Source organism: Arthrobacter sp. 10T419 (genome assembly GCF_056394105.1).
Map to the genome: position 1 here is coordinate 139,882 of NZ_JBFTHF010000005.1, position 15,390 is coordinate 155,271.

Sequence of the window (15,390 nt, forward strand, 5' to 3'; positions counted from 1 at the left end):
GGCCCCTGGCCGGCAGGCCATCGAATCCGGCCATGTGGAAAAGGGTCCGATGTGGAAAAGACCCGCCGGGGGCAACCAGGTGCGGCTCGGGACCGGACAGCTCCGGCGGCACACCGTGGCGGGCGCCGCGATTCGTGGCTCCGGCAAAAGCCTCGGTAGTCTAGAGCAGCAGACAATGCACAACGTTGCGCTGCCCACATTCGAACCAGGAGATTTTGTGACCGCTGACCTCGTCATCGTAGGGTCGGGCTTTTTCGGCCTGACAATCGCAGAACAGGCCGCCACTGAGCTGGGCTTGAAGGTCGTCGTTATCGACCGCCGCCACCACATCGGCGGCAATGCCTACAGCGAAAAGGAGGAGCAGACCGGGATCGAAGTCCACCGGTACGGCGCCCACCTCTTCCACACCTCCAACGAACGCGTCTGGGAGTACGTCAACCGCTTCACGACGTTCACCAACTACGTGCACAAGGTCTACGGCGTCCACAAGGGCGAGGTCTACTCCCTGCCCATCAACCTGGCCACCATCAACCAGTTCTTCCGTGCGAACCTGACCCCGGGCCAGGCCCAGGACCTGATCAAGGAACAGGCCGGAGAGCTCGCGGGCACCGACCCGCAGAACCTGAACGACAAGGGCATCCAGCTGATCGGCCGGCCGCTCTACGAAGCGTTCATCAAGCACTACACCGGCAAGCAGTGGCAGACGGATCCCAAGGACCTGCCCGCGGGCATCATTTCCCGGCTCCCGGTGCGTTACAACTACGACAACCGCTACTTCAACGACAAGTACGAGGGCCTGCCGACGAACGGCTACACCGCGTGGATCGAGAAGATGGCCGAGCACCCGAACATCGAGGTCCGGCTCAACACCGACTTCTTCGATGAGTCGCACGAGTACAGCAAGGACAAGGTCGTCGGCAACATCCCGGTCGTCTACACCGGACCGGTGGACCGCTACTTCGACTACGCCGAGGGCGACCTCTCCTGGCGCACCATCGACTTCGAAGAGGAAGTGCTCGACGTCGGGGATTTCCAGGGCACCTCCGTGGTGAACTACAACGACGACGACGTCGCCTACACCCGCATCATCGAGCCGCGCCACTTCCACCCCGAGCGCGAGTACCAGACGGAAAAGACCGTCATCATGCGTGAGTTCTCCCGCGCGGCCGAGAAGGGCGACGAGCCCTACTACCCAATCAACACCGCCGCCGACCGCGAACGGCTGCTCAAGTACCGCGACCTCGCGGCCGCCGAGCGGGACGTGCTCTTCGGCGGGCGCCTGGGCACCTACAAGTACCTGGACATGCACATGGCCATCGGTTCCGCCCTGACCATGTTCGAGAACAAAATCCGCCCGCACTTCGAGGCCGGCGCCAAGATTGAAAGCGGAGGAGTGGACGCATGAGCGTAGCCGTGGACGCATCGACACGGGCTGAAGACCAGCGCCCCTTCCGGACTGTCCACCGCGTCGTGCTGCCGGTCGACGGCGACACCGACGTCCTTCCGCTGTACGTCGATTTCAACCCGGTCCAGCGCGTGGTGCAGCTGTCCAAGCGCGCCCTCCGGCGGGGTCGGATCTCGGCGCCCCCGACGGTTCCGGCTACCTCGCCCCAGCACTCCGGCTTCATCACCGGCCGCAACAGCATGACGCTGCCGGAGTTCCGGAGGGTTTCGCTGGGAACCTATTTCAACGCGTTCCCCGCCAGCTACTGGCGGAACCACACCGCCGTGGAGACGGTACGGCTGACGGTCGACGTCGACGCCGAGGCAACGGTCATTGTCTACCGTTCCAGCCCCCGCGGCACGGCGAACCGGGTGGACAGCACCCACGCCTCGCAAGGCGGAGAAGTCACCTTTGACCTGCCGCTGAAGTCGTTCGTCGACGGCGGCTGGTACTGGTTCGACCTCGTGGCCCACGGCACCCCGGTAACCCTCAGGAGTGCCGGGTGGTCCGTCCGCGAACCCGAAGGGTTCGTGCCCGGCACCCTCTCCATCGCCGTGACCACCTTCAACCGGCCCGACTACGCGCTGCGCCACATCGGCACGCTGGCCGGGGACGCCGACGTCGTCAAGATCCTGGACCGCTTCATCCTGGTGGACCAGGGGACCGACAAGGTCCGCGCCCAGCCGCAGTTCGAGGAGCAGGCGGCGATTCTCGGGGACCGGCTCAAGATCATCGAGCAGGGCAATATCGGCGGCTCCGGTGGCTTCTCGCGCGGCATGGACGAGACGCTGAAGGATGGGCGCAGCAAGTACGTCATGCTGCTCGATGACGATGTCAGCATCGAAACCGAAGGCATCCTGCGCGCGGTTAGCTTCGCGGACTTCACGCGGACGCCCACCATCGTGGGCGGGCACATGTTCAACCTGTACGAGCGCTCGGTCCTGCACACCTACGGCGAGCAGGTCGACGACGCCCGCTACTTCTGGCGACCCGCCGTGAACACCAAAGAGGCCCACGACTTCGGCGCCAGCAACCTGCGCACCACGCCCTGGATGCACCGCCGGATCGACGTCGACTACAACGGCTGGTGGATGTGCATGATCCCCACCTCGATCGTCCGCGAGGTCGGCTACGCCCTCCCCGTCTTCATCAAGTGGGACGACGCCGAATACGGCATCCGCGCCAAGGAACACGGCATCACCACGGTGACCCTGCCCGGCGCCGCCGTCTGGCACATGCCCTGGAGCGAAAAAGACGACACCATCGACTGGCAGGCCTACTACCACCAGCGCAACCGTTGGGTGGCGGCGCTGAGCCACTCACCGCGTAAAAAGGGCGGCCGGATGCCGTTCGAAAGCATCGCGGTGGATGTCCGGCACCTGATCTCGATGCAGTATTCCGCCGTTGAAGTCCGGCTCAAGGCGCTCGAGGACGTGCTCAGCGGACCCGAGCACCTTCACGCGACCATCGCGGACAGGCTGGATTGGGTGCGGAAAACCCGCGCCGACTTCACCGACGCGCGGATCACTCCGGACCTGCACTCGTTCCCGCGTGTCCTCCGCTCCGGTGAAGTGGATGCGGAACACGAACCGAACTACGTGGCGGAATCGCTGGTTCGCGCGGTCACCGGGCTGCTGCGCCAGCTGCGTCCCGTCCGCGAGGACGCAATGACGAATCCCGAAGTGGCCGTCCCGGCTGTGGAGGCGCGCTGGTGGCGGCTCGCGGCACTCGACTCTGCCCTCGTGTCCTCCTCGGACGGCAGCGGCGCGTCCTGGTACAAGCGTGACCGGAAGCAGTTCGGAAGCATGCTCCTGCGGACGGTCCGGCTGCACATGAAGCTGATGGCCGAATGGGACAACAACGCCCGCCGGTACAAGGACGCGCTGCCCGGGTTCACCGGCCAGGCGGCCTGGCGGGAAACCTTCGAGGCTGTCGCGGTCAAGGAACAGGAGAGGGGAGAGGCGAAGATATGACCGCCACTCCATCCGGTGGCGGAACAGTGGTTTCCCCGCTGACCACCCCCGGCGAAGGGGGAGGGCTGCGGGACGTGTTCCGCCAGTGGTTCCTGCTCAAGCTCCTGGTGCGCAAGGAAATCAAGGTCCGCTACCGCGGCTCGGTCCTCGGGCTGCTGTGGTCCTATGTGAAGCCGCTGATGCAGTTCCTGGTCTACTTTGTGGCGCTGGGTATCTTCCTGAACCTCCAGGGCAGCACCCCGAACTACGCGATCTACCTTTTCTCCGGAATCATCCTGGTGAACTTCTTCGTTGAGGTCCTTGGCAACTCGACCCGTTCGATCGTCGACAACCGGGACCTGATCCGGAAAATTTACCTGCCGCGTGAATTGTTTCCGGTCTCGACGCTGCTGGTGTCCGCCATCCACTTCCTGCCCCAGACGCTGGTGCTCATCGGTGCCTGCCTGATGGCGGGCTGGGCCCCGAGCATCCTGCAACTCGCCGCCGTGGTCCTCGCCTTCATCATCGTCGGCGTGCTGGCCACCGGGTTGGGACTCCTCTTCGGAGCCGCCAACGTGTACTTCCGGGACTCGGAAAACATCGTCGACATGATCCTCATGATCGTGACCTGGGCCTCGCCGGTCCTGTACGTCTGGACCATGGTGGAGCGGGCCCTCGGCCCGTACTTCTTCCTGTACCAGCTGAACCCGATGACCGTCGCGGTGGAGATCTTCCACTGGGGCTTCTGGTACCCGACCCTGAATGCCGACCAGGTCGCGGCCGCCCCGGTCATGCACGGGCTCGCTTCGGTCTGGGCGCCGGTGGCGCTCGGCGTCTCGCTGGTGATCCTGTTCATCGGCCAGCTGGTCTTCCGCAAGCTTTCCGTCCGTTTTGCCCAGGAGCTGTGAAAGTCATGCAGGAAAAAATGCTGGCGATTACGTGCACGGACGTGCGCAAGAAGTTCGTGCTGCGGCACACCAGGTCCCTGAAGGAAGCGCTGGTCTGGTTTGTCCGCGGGCGCAAGGGCGACATGTACAAGGTTTTCGACGCGCTGCGGGACGTCTCCCTGGACGTCCACCAGGGGGAGACCGTGGCGCTGCTCGGCCTCAACGGCTCGGGCAAATCGACGCTCCTCAAGCTCATCTCCGGCGTGCTGCAGCCCGACGCCGGTACCGTCCGGACGCGGGGGAGGGTGGCCGGTTTGATCGAGGTCGGAGCGGGCTTCCACCACGACCTCAGCGGACGGGACAACGTGTACCTGAACGGTGCCATCCTGGGCATGACGGAAAAGCAGATCAACGAGATGTTCGACTCGATCGTTGAATTCGCTGAAATCGGGGAGTTCATCGACACCGAGGTGAAGTTCTACTCCTCGGGAATGTACCTGCGTCTCGCCTTCTCGATTGCCGTGCACACGGACCCGGAGATCTTCCTGATCGATGAAATCCTTGCGGTCGGCGACGAACCGTTCCAGCGCAAGTGCATCGCGAAAATCAAGGAGTTGGCGGAGGCCGGGAAGACACTCTTTGTCGTCAGCCATGACCTCGACCTTGTCTCCACCGTCTGCGAGCGGGGGGTCCTCCTCGAGCACGGCAACGTCGTCCTGGACGGACCGGTCGCTGAAGTCGTGACGGAACTGCGACGCCGGTCGGCCGCGGCGTCCTAGTCCGCCGTCCGCCGTCCCATCTCTTGAGGAGTTGCCACAGATGTCCTGGTTTGCGAGCCTGCCCGCGGTACTGACGGCCGTCCTGGTGCTGGTCGTGCCCGGACTGGTCCTCGGGCGTGCCCTCGGCTTCCGGGCATTTGCCGTTGCCGCGCTGTCACCGGTGCTCTCAATCGCACTGGTGTCCGTTGCGGGCCTGCTGGCCCCGTTCCTGAAAGTCCCGTGGTCGCTTCTGCCGGTCGCCGGCCTGACCGCCGTCGCTGTCCTCGCGGCCGTGGGTCTCCGGCACGTGCTGCCGGAAAGATGGCGCGGGCTTCAAACGGAGCGGCGGATCGATCCGCGGTTCTGGTGGGCCCTTGGCGGTGCCGGCCTCGGCGGCATCATCATTTGTGCGCGGATGGTGGAGGTCATCGGGTCCCCGGAGCACATTTCCCAGACCTTCGACAACATCTTCCACCTGAATGCCATCCGATTTATTGAGGACACCGGCCAGGCGTCGTCGCTGACCCTCGGCGCCATGACCGGCGGCTCGTTCTATCCGGCGGGCTGGCATGCGTTCATCTCGCTGATCGCCCAGACATCCATGGCTTCTGTCCCCGTCGCGGTCAACGCCGGCAACATCGCCATCGCGTCCATCGCATGGCCGCTGGGCTGCGTCTACCTCTGCCAGCAGGTCCTGGGCCAGCGCAGGGACGCCGCCTTCATCGCGGGCATCCTGTCCGCCGGGTTCGGAGCGTTTCCTCTGCTGATGATCCACTTCGGTGTCCTCTATCCGAACCTGCTGTCGCTGTCCCTGCTGCCGGCCCTGCTCGCGCTGGGCGTGCAGGCCCTGGGGCTTTCAGCAGTTCCGGAGCTTCGGGGACCGCTGCCAGTGGTCGTGCTGGGGCTCGCCTCGGCCGGCGTTGCCCAGGCGCACCCCAGCACCTTCCTGGCCTTCCTGGCGTTCCTGGCTCCCGCCGTGCTGTACGTCTACGTGGTTTCGATCCTGAAATGGCGCCGGGACTGGGCGGCGAACAAGGCGAAGGCCGCCGCCTGGAGCGCCGCCCTCCTGGTCGGAGGCGCGGCGGCGCTGGGCCTCTGGGTTTTCGCCAGGCCATCCTTCCCGGCAGCCTTCTGGCCGCCGGTTCAGTCCATCCCCCGGGCGCTGCTGCAAGTGGCGGGCAATGCGCCCCTGGGCACCTCGCCCGCCGTCGCAATCTCGCTACTCACGGTGGTCGGCGTCGTCCTGGCCGCCCGCAAGCGGCGCAACTGGTGGCTGATCGGCGTCCTGCTCATCGCGGCGCTGCTCTTTGTGGCCGTCTCCAGCTTCCCCGCCGGCCGGCTGCGCTACCTGCTCTCCGGCACCTGGTACAGCGACAGCTACCGGCTGGCCGCCCTGCTGCCGGTGGCGGTGATAGTGCCGGCCGCCGTCGGGGCAACCGCCGCCTGGACATGGCTCCGGTCCCGGCTCGCCGTGGCCGGCGCGGGTGCAGCCGGCGCCGGCGACGCCGGTCCGTCGCGGAGTCCGCTGCTGTCCCGCAAGCCAGTGAAGGCGACCGTGTCGGCAGCCGGCGCCGTGGTGCTGGTGGTCCTCACCCAGTTGGGCAGCGTTCCGGACATGGTCTCACTGGCCCGCGGCAGCTATGCGCTGACGGCGGAGTCGCCGCTGCTCACCTCGGATGAAGCCGCCGTCCTGGCCGAGCTGGACCAGTACGTTCCGGCGGATGCGGTCATCGCCTCGAACCCGGGAAACGGCAGCGCCCTGGCCTACGCCCTGGCCGGCCGGCGCACCATGCAACTTCACATCCTGACCAGCAACGAGAGCCCGGATGACAAGACCATCCTGGCCCGGCTGCGGAACGCCAAGACGGACCCTGACGTCTGCCCCGCGGTGTCGCGGCTCGGCATCGGTTACGTCCTGGACTTCGGCACCCAGGAAATCAATAACGAACACCACCCAGCGCCCGGCCTGGCCGACCTTGAGAAGGCCGGCGTGGCCAAGGTGGTCGACCAGCACGGCGAGGCCAAACTCCTGAAACTGACCGCATGCAGGTAAACGGGCCGCCCTTTTTGCACGCGATACACTCGGACCTGTCCAGCGGGCCCGCACCATTGTCCACCACCGAAATACTGAGGATTCAAACATGGCCATGACGCCGCCGAATGGACCAACGACCGGCAAAGTGGTCGGCCGGCGCGGATTCCTCGCCGCAATTGTTGCCTTGCCCCTGGCGCTGCCCGCCTGCAGCTCGACCAAGGGCAGTGACGCAGTCGAGGTCTCAGCCAGCGCGTTTCCGCTGAGCCTCACCCACAGCTACGGGACGACGACGGTGGCCGCGCCGCCCAAGCGCGTCGTGGCGTTGAGCAGCGCCGACGCCGACACGGCCGCCGCGCTGGGTCTGGCCCCGGTGGGGATCTCCGGGTCCGCCTCGTCGCCGTGGTTCACCGACGCGATGCGGGACATCGACGGCGCCCCTCCGTTCCTCCTCAATGACAAAGTCGCGATGCCGCTCGATGACATCCGCAATCTTGATCCGGACGTCATTTTGGCCGTCGGCGGCAGCATCACCCGCGCCGACTACGACAAGCTCTCGGAGATCGCGCCGGTAGTGCTCTCCGAGTCGGCGGATTCGGGCCGTGACTGGCGCCAGCGGTCGGCACTTATCGGAAAGGTCCTGGGCCGTAGCAGCGCTGCCTCCGAGCTGCAGGCCAAGACCGAGGGGGCGGTCAGGGATTCGGTCCGTGACTACGCCGGACTCAAGGGAACCACCGTCCTGTTCGCGGCGGCGTCGTCCGCGGACGGCGCCGACATCCAGGTCTATCCTGACGATTCCGTGGTGCTGGGCGTGCTGAAGGATTTCGGTCTCGCTCCGGCCCCGGCGCTGGCCAAGGTCAAGGCAGAAGGCCGTGCCACCGGCGGGCAGAAGTCGCCGGTCGCCTACGTTTGGCCGCACGAACGCGCTGACGAGCTCACCGCGGACATCCTGGTGGCCTCCATCAGCCAGGACGACATGGCCTCCCTGCGTGCGGGCGGCAAGATCCCGGCGCTGACCACGGCCAAGCAGCCCTCCCTGTTTTATGCTGCGGGGATCGAGGATCAGGCCCTGCGGTCCGGCTCCGCGCTGGGCGTCGCCTGGGCCGGCCGGAACATTGTTCCGGAACTGGCGAAGGCGGCCTACTATGAACAGCAGCGCAGCGCAGGCAAGTAGTACGCAGGAAAGTAGTACGGAGAGAAGTAGTACGCAGGAAAGCGAAGAGCCAGGCCGGGACATCGTCCCCGGCCTGGCTCTTTTGCTGGCAGGGCGCTACCCGCAGGCAGTCACGCGGAAAAGGCGGGCGCTGCCCACGGCCTTGACGAGCTTTACTCCCGGGGCGGTGTTGTCCGTCAGGTCGCGGACGCCCACGAGGGGCTCGGCACGGGGGGTGATCTCGGTGTTGCCGAAGTCGAGTGCCCAATAGGCCTTGAGCGACTTAATCGCCGGGCATACTGCGGCGTTGTAGGCGGCTTCGTCCCAGTGGTCAAGGAGGAGCTGTTCCTCCGGGGTACGGATGCCGAAGATATGCGGGGCCAGGGCGCGGCGGCCGGAGAAGGCATAAACCAGCGAGGCGCCGGTCCGGGGGTTGCCCACCACGACGTCGCCCTCGGGCACAATGGCCGCCACTTCGTTGAGCAGTGAGACCTCGTCGGTCGACAGCAGCGAGGCCGTCGGCGTCGTGGTGAAGATGGTGCTGATGCGGTTCTGGACCGTGGAGAGGGTTCCGCCCTGGGCGCCGAGGCCAAGAGCCAGCAGTACCACGCAGCCCATCGCGATGCCCGAGGACGCCGGCAGCCGGCCGATCATGCCCGAGGCTGCCCGAGGAAGGGCTGCCGGCCGTTCCTTCGCGGTCGCGATCAGGGCGCCGGTCAGGGCGCGGACGCGCCAGATCACCCATTCGGCGCCGAGCACGACGACGGGGAGAGTCACCACCGGGAGCAGTGCGGCAAGCCTGAAGCTGTCCGTGTACCAGACTCCGGTGAGGAAATTGCGGAAGAAGCCGTTGCTCCAGCTGGAAACCACCAGGTAAAGCACGGCGCCGGCGGCGTACATGCCGGCGACCCACCAGTAGCGTCGCAGTTGGCGTGCGATGACGTACAGCCCCACGATGGTCAGGACCAGCATGACCCAGGCAGTGGTAGTCCCCATGGGCGCGCTGCCGAGGATTTCGCCGATGGCCCGTGCGTTGGTCTGGAACGGGGTCCAGCCGGCAGAGCTGAGGCTGGGGCGGGCGACCACCCAGACAGCGGTGGTGGCGAGCAGGTAAGCGACCGTGAAGGCCAGCCAGAACCGCGGCTGCCGCCGTGAGACCAGCCCTTCCCTGGCAGCGAGCCAGGAACGGATCAGGCGGCCGATCACCACGGGGGTGGCGAAGCCGAGCAGCGCCACGAAGGTGCTGGGGTGGGAGAGGGCGAGGCCCGGAACGGTGGCGGCAAGAGCCAGGACAGGCGCCAAAGGCGAGCCCGGGGGAGTGCGCGACATCCCGAGGGTCTCGATGGCCAGCCCAAGCACGGCAGGAAGCAGAGCGATGGCGGCGTGGTTCGGGTACAGGACACCGTAGCCCACCATGAGGTAGGGGAACCCGCTGAACCCGGCGGAGAGGATTCCAGCCGCCAGCAGGGGCATCGGCCGGTAGCCGACGATCCGGCTGATCAGGAACACGCAGCCCAGCGGCCAGACGATGGCTCCGGTAACGATGGTTCCGACGTTGACCACGGCCATGACCGACGGGGCACCGAGCATCAGGACCAGCGCCATGGAGTCGTGCATGGCCGCCGGGTACAGGCCCTTGGACGCGGCGGTGAGGTTGCCCAGTGTTAGCGTCGAACCGTTCTGGGTATCGGCGATGTAGCGGACCGCGTTGAGGTGGTAGATATTGTCGAACGTCTCGGAGAAGCTGTCCGGGGATCCGAAGCCGGTGATGTAGCGAAGGCTGATGATCGCCGCAGGGATGAGGACGGCGGCGGGAATGGCCAGGCGGGCCAGCCAGATTCCGGTGTCCGCAGGGGAGAGCGGGACGTTTGCTCCCAGGAAGCCGGTGAACCGGGTCCCGGCTGCCTCGGATCCGGCCGCCGACCGGCGTCGGCGGCGGAGCAGCCTGAACACTGCCACGGCGGCCGCCGCGAGCACGCTGACGGCGAAGTAGCTCACCGGGTTAAAAGGGAGCTTCAGGTACGGCAGCATGATGGCCGTCATGCCGGAAACGGACGCCGATACGGGGGCGGCCAGGGCCACCAGGTTCAACCGGCGAAGACCGGCAGCTGCCAGGATCATCAAACCGGGAAGGAAGTAAACCAGCGCAGTCGCTGCCAGCGTAGGAAGCGTTTCCCACCAAGTCATTGATCCAGTCTCCTAAGTTTCAGAGCCAACCCTACAAGTATGCGGACGGCCTCACGAATCCGGCGGCGGGCGCCGGAGCCGCGCTGGGCGGCAGCGCACAGCGGGGCAAGGGGCGGCAGTGGCACGTTGCTATACTTTCAAACCATGGGTAACTCACAGCGTTCCGGCGTTTTAATAGTCATGCCGGCTTGGAACGAGGCCGAGGCCATCGGCAACACCATCCGGAAAGTCCTGGCTGTAGTCCCCCAGCATGATGTCCTCGTCGTCGACGACGGCTCGAAGGACGACACCCCGAGGATTGCCCGGGAAGCCGGTGCCACGGTCCTCCGCCTGCCTTTTAATCTGGGCGTCGGAGGGGCGATGCGGGCGGGATTCAAGTACGCCCTCCGCAACGGCTACAGCTCGGTGATCCAGGTGGACGCGGACGGCCAGCACGATCCGCACGACATCGACCGTGTTCTGGCCGGCCTGGAGTATGCCGACATCTCGATTGGTGCCCGTTTCGCCGGCAAGGGAAACTACGGAGCCAAGGGCCCCCGCCGCTGGGCCATGTTCTTCCTCGCCAAGGTCATCTCGGCGGTCGCCGGAACCCAACTGACGGACGTCACCTCGGGGTTCCGCGCCGCGAACGAAACCGCACTGCGGCAGTACATTTCACATTTCCCGGCCGAATACCTGGGGGACACCATCGATTCGCTGGTCGTGGCGGTCAAGTCCGGCTGCCGCGTGACCCAGGTGCCCGTCGAAATGAAAGAACGGCAGGCCGGTACCCCCAGCCAGGGGCCCATCAAAGCATCCATCTATCTCGCGCGCTCGGGCCTGGTCCTGTGTTTCGCGCTGGCCCGACGCCGGACTCCGCGCGCGGCCGAACTACATGCGCCGCTGTCCGGCGACATTGCCGGAGAGGGAAGTGCCTAAGGCATGAACGTTGCAGGTTCCTTGATTTTGTCCATCGTGATGGTGGCAGTAGTCCTCATAATGCTTCGCAACGGCCGGTTGCGGGAGAAGTACGCGATCCTGTGGCTGGTCATCGGCACGCTGACCATCATTCTGGGTATCTTCCCCAGACTCCTGAACTGGGCGGCCGCGCTGGTGGGCGTCGTCGTTCCGTCCAATCTGCTGTTCGCGCTGGCGATCCTGCTGCTCGTGGGCGTCAGCCTGCACGTCTCCCGCGAACTCACCATCCTTGAGGATGAGACCCGCATTCTTGCGGAAGAAGTCGCCATCCTGCGATCCTCCGTGGAACGACTCCAACGGGAATCCAAACCAATCCAGCCGACGGCAGGCGGGGCCGAGACGGCTTCCGCCGTGCCGCCAACCGAGAGAAGAAAATAGTGACAATTGACGTAATGTTCCCGTACTACGGGGACGTAGCCATGATGAAGGCTGCTGTTTCCTCCGTACTCGCACAGGACGACAAGGATTTCCGCTTCACGATTGTGGACGATGGCTATCCGGACGACACCCTGCCGGAATACTTCGCCGGCCTCGTGGCCGCGGACGACCGGGTCCGGTACTACCGGAACGAGGTCAACCTCGGCGCCAACGGCAACTACAAGAAGTGCGTGGGCCTGGTTGAGCACGACATCGTCGTCATCATGGGCGCCGATGACCTGATGCTGCCGAACTACCTCAGCACGGTCCGCAAGGCCTGCCAGGACCCGGAAGTCAGCATTGTCCAGCCCGGTGTCGAGGTGATCGACGAGAACGGCTCCGTGTACCAGCCGCTGGGTGACTCCGTCAAGCAGTTCCTCCGCCACAAGCTGGTCGGCAAGGCGTCGGAAGCGATCGTTGCCGGCGAAGCCATCGCGGAAAGCCTCATGGTGGGCGACTGGCTGTACTTCCCCTCGGTTGCCTGGCGCGCCGACGCCATCAAGAAGCATGACTTCCGTCCCCAGTACGACGTCGTCCAGGACCTTGCGCTGGCCATCGACATCACCCTCAGCGGCGGCAAGATGGCCGTCGTGGACACGGTGTGCTTCCAGTACCGCCGCCACCGGGAGTCCGACTCCTCGGTCCGGGCGCTGGACGGCCGCCGCTTCGCCGAGGAGCGCGCGTTCTTCGACGAGTGCGTCCGTGACTTCACCGCCAAGGGCTGGTCCTCGGCCGCCCGCGCCGCGCGCTGGCACCTCACGTCCCGGCTGAACGCCGTGTCCCTGACGCCGAAGGTGGTCTCGAAGGGAATGTGGCCGGGCCTGCGCAAGCTGGTCACGCACGCCGTCAGGCCCTGACCATCCGAGCCCGCCGCCGGGAGCGGCGGTGGTGATCCCGATCGACAACTTAAGGTGCCGCTCAGTCCCATGGACATCCAGAACCACTACTACGGCCACTCGGCCGTCTTTGCCCTGTACTGCGGATCGCGCAGGCTCCGCCACGTGTCCGGCCTCATCCAGCACGGATGGACCGTCAGCAGCCCGGTAACGGCCCAGTTCGGCGACTTCGCCAGCTGGGGCCCGGCCCGGCGCCGGCTTTCCTGGACCAGCTCTTCACGCGGCTGGAGCCCGGACGACGCCGGCAACTTCTTCAGCGACGGCACGCCCATGCTGGACGCCATCGGCGCCCCGTACCTCTACCTGCTTGACGCCGCCCGCGCCAACGGCGCCGTCCCGGAACGCACCGACCGAACCCTCGTACTTCCGCTGCACGGGACGGCCCTGCTCAAGGTGGACGGTGACCACGGCGCCTACGCGCAGATGGTCCGCGAAAAGGAGGGCCCGGCGACGGTATGCCTCCACATTGATGATCTCCACAACGACGAGATCCTTGATGCCTGGCGCTCTGCCGGCCATGACGTGGTTAGTGCCGGGGACCGCCGCGACCCGCAGTTCATCGGACGGATCCTCTGGATGATGTCCGTCGCGAAGCGTGTGGTGTCCAACCGGCTGTCGACCTCCATCATGTACGCAGCGGTCAGCGGGGCCGACGTCGCCATCTACGGTCCGGACTTCCGGCTGGGCGCCAACGCCGCCGCGGATCCGGGCCTGGTCATGCGGGATCTGTGGCCGGAGTTCTACGACGAGTCCACGCCCCAGCACGTGCTGACGTCGATCGCCGAAGCAGAGCTGGGCCGCGGGGACATGCGCACGCCGCATGAATTGTCCCGGCTGCTCGGCTGGGACGCACACACAGTGGTTCCCTTCCTGGAGTACTGGGCCAGCGGCCCCCTGACCAAAGCGCAGACCGTGCTCGGCCTCAAGAAGGTCCCCGAAGGCGCGCACGCAACCGAGAAGGGGCTCTCCCCCTGGCACTGGATCCGCCACCCGCTGCAGCACCTGCCCTCGCCGTTGCCGAAGCTGCCGGCGATGGCGGCCGTGGAGCCGTTGAGGCCCTAAGGCCCGGGGCGGCGGGGTGCCTGGGCTACCAGGCGCTCCAGCCGCCGTCGACGGCGATGGTCTGGCCGGTCACGTAACGCGAAGCGTCCGAGGCCAGCCACGCCACGACGCCGCGGAAATCGTCTTCGGTGGCCATCCGGCCCAGCGGGGTCAGCTTTTCATACCGTTCCGTGAAGGCGCTGTCCTGTCCGCGGGCGATGCCGCCGGGGGCGAAGGCGTTGACCCGGATTCGGGGTGCGAGCACGGTGGAGAGATAGCGCGTCAGCTGCACGATGCCGCCCTTGGTGGCGCCATACGCGGCCGGGTTACCCATCCGGGTTCCCTCGTAGAGTCCCATGTTCGGCGCGACGATGCCGTAGATCGATGAAACATTGATGATCGATGCCCCCGCGCTTTCAGCGAGCTTGGGCGCCAGCTGCCGGGCCAGCGAAAACGGTGCCCGCAGGTTCAGGGAGGACGCGAGCTCGAACGCCTCATCCGTCTGTTCCTCGAACGGCACGGCGTAGCCCGGGACCCCGGAGGTCCCGGTGAAGGCGGCGTTGTTCACCAGGATGTCCAGGGGACCGTCAATCGCCTCGACTAGTTTCCGGGTGCCGTCGGGTTCGAGCAGGTTGGAACTGATGCCGCGGGCGGCCACACCGTGGCGGTCGTGCAGGCCCGCGGCGACCTCCTGGCACGCCTGCTCGTGGATATCGGAGATGATGACGTCCGCGCCCTGGGCCGCCAGCGCGTCCGCGAGGACGCTCCCCAGCGGGCCGGCCCCACCGGTGACCAGCGCGGTCCGGCCGGTCAGGGAAAAGAGGTTCTGCGCGCTGCTCATGCTGAGTGGTCCTTGTCCAGGGTCTGGCGGGAGTTCTTACCCGCGTCGTCGAAGCCGGGGAGAGGGGCCAGACCGGCGGAGACGACGGCTTCAACCAGCAGGAATTCGTTCTCGTCATCGATGCTGAAGGCATGGGTCTCGGGAATCTCGGCGTAGCCGTGGCGGCCTTCGTCGAACCAGCTCTTCTCCAGCCGCCGGATGAATTCGGCCCGCCAGACGTAGAAACTGCCGTTGATGCGCAGGAACCGGGACACGTCCTGGCGCCGCACCACACCTGTGCCCTCGGCGAAGTAGCGCTCGAGTTCGATGCCGCCTTCGGTCTGCGGCTTGACGCCCACCCAGGTCGGGTTGAAGAACGGCTCGGAGACCGCGACGACGCCGTCCAGTTCGGGGCTGCCGCCGAGCGTCGCGATGGCTTCGTTAACGCTCTCGGGTGTGCGGGTGGGGCTGGTGGGATCCAGCAGCAGGACCATGTCGTAGGTCGTGCCGTCCAGTGACTCCATCGCCTCCAGGGCGTGCCGGAGGACAACGCTCATCGGGGCGGAGTCGCTGGCGAGGTCCGCTGGGCGCATGAAGGGGACTTCCGCGCCGGCAGCGCGGGCGGCTTCGGCGATCTCGGGGTCGTCGGTGGAGACGATGCAACGGACGTTCTCTCCCAGCAGCGCGGCGAGGGCCACGCTGTGGGCCAGCAGGGGTTTGCCCATCAGCGGCCGGATGTTCTTACCGGGCAATCCCTTGGAGCCTCCCCGGGCGGGGATGACTGCAAGAACGCGGGGCGCGGACGGTTTTTCGTTCATTGTTATTTCTCAACCTCGTCGTGTGATC

Annotated in this window: 13 protein-coding genes; 10 read left to right on the forward strand and 3 right to left on the reverse strand. The window is 66.3% G+C overall.

Features of this window, described 5'->3' with window-relative positions:
* The first annotated feature begins 217 nt into the window (after positions 1-217).
* The 6 genes from glf to AC1DBD_RS10730 all read left to right on the forward strand — a co-directional run bounded on the left by glf (position 218) and on the right by AC1DBD_RS10730 (position 8,247).
* The gene (gene glf, locus AC1DBD_RS10705) at positions 218-1,405 is read left to right on the forward strand and encodes a UDP-galactopyranose mutase (RefSeq protein ID WP_441417270.1); all 1,188 of its coding nucleotides are present in this window, start codon (positions 218-220) and stop codon (positions 1,403-1,405) included.
* Positions 1,402-3,417, forward strand: a complete 2,016-nt coding sequence (locus tag AC1DBD_RS10710) for a glycosyltransferase (protein ID WP_441417271.1) — start codon at positions 1,402-1,404, stop codon at positions 3,415-3,417. Before glf ends, AC1DBD_RS10710 begins: the two co-directional genes overlap by 4 nt.
* The gene (locus AC1DBD_RS10715; RefSeq protein WP_441417272.1) at positions 3,414-4,304 is read left to right on the forward strand and encodes an ABC transporter permease; all 891 of its coding nucleotides are present in this window, start codon (positions 3,414-3,416) and stop codon (positions 4,302-4,304) included. Before AC1DBD_RS10710 ends, AC1DBD_RS10715 begins: the two co-directional genes overlap by 4 nt.
* A 5-nt stretch (positions 4,305-4,309) precedes the next feature.
* Complete coding sequence (locus AC1DBD_RS10720) at positions 4,310-5,062, forward strand: ABC transporter ATP-binding protein (protein WP_441417852.1); 753 nt, start codon at positions 4,310-4,312, stop codon at positions 5,060-5,062.
* Between the two features lie 40 nt (positions 5,063-5,102).
* Positions 5,103-7,094 (forward strand): DUF6541 family protein, encoded by a 1,992-nt coding sequence (locus AC1DBD_RS10725; RefSeq protein ID WP_476982070.1) that lies wholly within the window; start codon positions 5,103-5,105, stop codon positions 7,092-7,094.
* A gap of 94 nt (positions 7,095-7,188) precedes the next feature.
* The gene (locus AC1DBD_RS10730; protein WP_476982071.1) at positions 7,189-8,247 is read left to right on the forward strand and encodes an ABC transporter substrate-binding protein; all 1,059 of its coding nucleotides are present in this window, start codon (positions 7,189-7,191) and stop codon (positions 8,245-8,247) included.
* 96 nt (positions 8,248-8,343) lie between these two features.
* Here AC1DBD_RS10730 and AC1DBD_RS10735 read toward each other — a convergent pair whose 3' ends face one another.
* A complete protein-coding gene (locus AC1DBD_RS10735; RefSeq protein WP_476982072.1) occupies positions 8,344-10,413 on the reverse strand; it encodes a DUF6541 family protein in 2,070 nt (689 codons plus the stop codon).
* Positions 10,414-10,557: 144 nt separating this feature from the next.
* Between AC1DBD_RS10735 and AC1DBD_RS10740 the strand changes: the two genes are divergently transcribed.
* From AC1DBD_RS10740 to AC1DBD_RS10755, 4 genes are all read left to right on the forward strand, one after another.
* The gene (locus AC1DBD_RS10740; protein WP_441417276.1) at positions 10,558-11,331 is read left to right on the forward strand and encodes a glycosyltransferase family 2 protein; all 774 of its coding nucleotides are present in this window, start codon (positions 10,558-10,560) and stop codon (positions 11,329-11,331) included.
* A 3-nt stretch (positions 11,332-11,334) separates the two neighbouring features.
* The gene (locus tag AC1DBD_RS10745) at positions 11,335-11,748 is read left to right on the forward strand and encodes a DUF2304 domain-containing protein (RefSeq protein WP_441417277.1); all 414 of its coding nucleotides are present in this window, start codon (positions 11,335-11,337) and stop codon (positions 11,746-11,748) included.
* Complete coding sequence (locus tag AC1DBD_RS10750) at positions 11,748-12,644, forward strand: glycosyltransferase family 2 protein (RefSeq protein WP_476982073.1); 897 nt, start codon at positions 11,748-11,750, stop codon at positions 12,642-12,644. The genes AC1DBD_RS10745 and AC1DBD_RS10750 overlap by 1 nt, the downstream gene beginning before the upstream one ends.
* Positions 12,645-12,713: 69 nt before the next feature.
* On the forward strand, positions 12,714-13,745 hold the full coding sequence (locus AC1DBD_RS10755) for a hypothetical protein (RefSeq protein WP_476982074.1): 1,032 nt from the start codon (positions 12,714-12,716) through the stop codon (positions 13,743-13,745).
* 25 nt (positions 13,746-13,770) lie between these two features.
* Here the strand turns inward: AC1DBD_RS10755 and AC1DBD_RS10760 are convergent, their stop codons facing one another.
* The gene (locus AC1DBD_RS10760; RefSeq protein WP_476892253.1) at positions 13,771-14,565 is read right to left on the reverse strand and encodes an SDR family oxidoreductase; all 795 of its coding nucleotides are present in this window, start codon (positions 14,563-14,565) and stop codon (positions 13,771-13,773) included.
* Positions 14,562-15,362, reverse strand: coding sequence for an acylneuraminate cytidylyltransferase family protein (locus tag AC1DBD_RS10765; RefSeq protein ID WP_476908564.1), 801 nt, complete (start codon positions 15,360-15,362; stop codon positions 14,562-14,564). Before AC1DBD_RS10765 ends, AC1DBD_RS10760 begins: the two co-directional genes overlap by 4 nt.
* Between the last annotated feature and the right edge of the window lie 28 nt (positions 15,363-15,390).

Bases quoted from the DNA above. Each gene is read 5' to 3' on its own strand.
- AC1DBD_RS10710 (WP_441417271.1), top strand. From the start codon at position 1,402: ATGAGCGTAGCCGTGGACGCATCGACACGGGCTGAAGACCAGCGCCCC.
- AC1DBD_RS10715 (WP_441417272.1), top strand. From the start codon at position 3,414: ATGACCGCCACTCCATCCGGTGGCGGAACAGTGGTTTCCCCGCTGACC.
- AC1DBD_RS10720 (WP_441417852.1), top strand. From the start codon at position 4,310: ATGCAGGAAAAAATGCTGGCGATTACGTGCACGGACGTGCGCAAGAAG.
- AC1DBD_RS10725 (WP_476982070.1), top strand. From the start codon at position 5,103: ATGTCCTGGTTTGCGAGCCTGCCCGCGGTACTGACGGCCGTCCTGGTG.
- AC1DBD_RS10730 (WP_476982071.1), top strand. From the start codon at position 7,189: ATGACGCCGCCGAATGGACCAACGACCGGCAAAGTGGTCGGCCGGCGC.
- AC1DBD_RS10735 (WP_476982072.1), bottom strand. From the start codon at position 10,413: ATGACTTGGTGGGAAACGCTTCCTACGCTGGCAGCGACTGCGCTGGTT.
- AC1DBD_RS10740 (WP_441417276.1), top strand. From the start codon at position 10,558: ATGGGTAACTCACAGCGTTCCGGCGTTTTAATAGTCATGCCGGCTTGG.
- AC1DBD_RS10745 (WP_441417277.1), top strand. From the start codon at position 11,335: ATGAACGTTGCAGGTTCCTTGATTTTGTCCATCGTGATGGTGGCAGTA.
- AC1DBD_RS10755 (WP_476982074.1), top strand. From the start codon at position 12,714: ATGGACATCCAGAACCACTACTACGGCCACTCGGCCGTCTTTGCCCTG.
- AC1DBD_RS10760 (WP_476892253.1), bottom strand. From the start codon at position 14,565: ATGAGCAGCGCGCAGAACCTCTTTTCCCTGACCGGCCGGACCGCGCTG.
- AC1DBD_RS10765 (WP_476908564.1), bottom strand. From the start codon at position 15,362: ATGAACGAAAAACCGTCCGCGCCCCGCGTTCTTGCAGTCATCCCCGCC.